This is a genomic window from Rhodobacter maris, from assembly GCF_900217815.1.
In the GTDB taxonomy this organism is placed as follows: Bacteria; Pseudomonadota; Alphaproteobacteria; order Rhodobacterales; family Rhodobacteraceae; genus Rhodobacter; species Rhodobacter maris.
Genome location: NZ_OBMT01000045.1, coordinates 1 through 2,009 on the forward strand (window position 1 = coordinate 1; position 2,009 = coordinate 2,009).

The window sequence follows — 2,009 nt, forward strand, 5'->3', positions numbered from 1 at the left end:
CCAATGATCATTCCGGACATATCCAACCACTCCTTCTTCCCGGAGAACCGTTGAAACCAGATTCGACGGTTGGGGTGGGGGTGTCCACATCATCAAATCATGCGGGCGGAGATCGAGGCGCTGAAGCGCACTCTGGAACGGGATGCAGGCGACTACAGCGGCCAACCCGCAGACCCGATTGTAAAGCCCCCGGCGCAGACTGTAGCCGTCAAACCTGTGAGCCTTTCCCAGCTCTGGATCGACTACCGTAACAGCCGGATTCAGGCGGGTTTCCTCAAGGACAAAGGCAAGCGCCAAGAGCCGGTCTTCCGACACTTGCGCACGTTTCTGCGTCACGACGATGCGAGGCAGGTCACGAAGAAAGACTTGTGGCTTGGCGAGATCACCTGCTGAGCGTTGAAAAACTCTCGGCCAAGACTGTGAGCGACATCTATCTCTCTACTGTTCGGTCCGTTTTCGCGTGGGCCCATGAGAATGAACTCCTTCCCGAGAACGTGGCCGAGAAGGTGCGACAACCGAAACCGAAGCGAGTGAACAGCCGGGAAACAGGATACACCGACGCCGAAGCGCTCGCTGTTCTGCGCGCATGTCGCGCACATGTGCCGAAGCCAAATCAATTTGGCTATGTGCGCGAAACCCCTCACATGACGGCGGCAAAGCTCTGGGCGCCTCTGCTCGCGGCATTTTCGGGGGCACGCATTTCTGAAATCACTCAACTTCGGAAAGAAGACATTCGCGAGGAAGGCGGGCGGTGGATCGCAAGGATTACCCCCGACGCTGGCACTGTCAAAGCCGGAGGCTACCGGGATATTCCGTTGCATCGGCAAGTGATCGCCCTCGGCTTCATTGCGTTTGTCAAAGCGTCAGCGCCGGGGCCGCTTTTCCACGGTGCGACCGCGCCCGACCGTTTCGCCGCTGCGGCTCAGAACGTCTCCGATGACCTCGGGAAGTGGTTGCACAGTCTGAAGCTGGTTCCGAAAGGTGTGCGCCCGAATTACGGGTGGCGGCATCGTCTGAAAACCCAAGCGCTCGAACTCGGTCTGACGATGCGCGTGATCGACTCCATGCAGGGGCATTCGGGCCGGACTGCGGGCGAGAATTACGGTGACGTGACAATTCTTGCGAAGGCGCGCGTCATTGATGCCCTGCCTGATTATGACCTCAAGAATTGATATACTGTAACATTTTCCTTGCAGCCGGATTCGGACATGTGGTACCATTATACCCATACGAGTGCCCCTGTTTTCATTTGCGATGTTTCAAAAGTTCCTTTCTGCATTTCAGAAAAAGGCGGTGGGCGTTTCGACGCCTGCCGCCCTTCCTCTCTTCGGGCTCGCGCCCACACTGACCGGCAAGACCGTCACCACCGAGAGCGCGATGCGCGTTCCTGCGGTGGCCTGCGCCGTCGCCCTGATCGCCGAGACGGTGGGCGCGCTGCCCGCGAAGCTCTTCGAGAAGGACGGGCGCGCGAGCGTCACCGAGCACCCCGCCTATCGACTCATTCATGACGAGGCGAACCCGTGGACCTCGGCCGAGGCGTTGCGGGTGCAGCTCACCACCGATGCCCTGTTGCGCGGCCACGGGTTCGCCCTTGTCGTGCGCACCGCCTCGGGCGAGCCTGTGGAGCTGCACCGGCTCGAACCGCATCAGGTGCAGGTGGAAACCGACGACTTCGGCGAACCCTCCTATATGGTGCAACTCGCCGATGGCGGGCACCGCTACCCTTTCACCGACATTCTGCATGTGAGCGCCTTCGCGGGCGCCTCGCCGATCACGCTCGGGCGCGAGGCTATCGGCCTTGCGCTGGCCTTTGAGGAACATATCGCGAAGCTCTTTGCCAATGGCGGCAAGCCCGGTGGCATCCTCAAAACCGAAAAGACCCTCGGCGATGAAGCAAAGTCGAAGCTCGCGGTGAGCTGGACGGCGGCACATGGCGCGGGCCGTTCCGGTGGCACCGCCATTCTCGACGAGGGCATGAGCTATGAATCGGTGACGATGACGCTCGCCGA

The 2,009-nt window shown here is 60.5% G+C and carries 3 protein-coding genes; all 3 read left to right on the forward strand.

Annotation, left to right across the window (positions count from 1 at the left end; all coding sequences use genetic code 11):
- Nucleotides 1-99: 99 nt before the first annotated feature.
- Nucleotides 100-393, forward strand: coding sequence for a hypothetical protein (locus CRO22_RS18425; RefSeq protein ID WP_097071593.1), 294 nt, complete (start codon nt 100-102; stop codon nt 391-393).
- Between the two features lie 26 nt (nt 394-419).
- A complete protein-coding gene (locus CRO22_RS18430; protein WP_141399497.1) occupies nt 420-1,172 on the forward strand; it encodes a hypothetical protein in 753 nt (250 codons plus the stop codon).
- Between the two features lie 121 nt (nt 1,173-1,293).
- Nucleotides 1,294-2,009 (forward strand): phage portal protein (locus CRO22_RS18435; RefSeq protein WP_245861033.1); only part of this gene is annotated, 716 nt, incomplete at its 3' end.

Coding starts and splice junctions, on each gene's coding strand:
- CRO22_RS18425 (WP_097071593.1), top strand. CDS start 100: ATGCGGGCGGAGATCGAGGCGCTGAAGCGCACTCTGGAACGGGATGCA.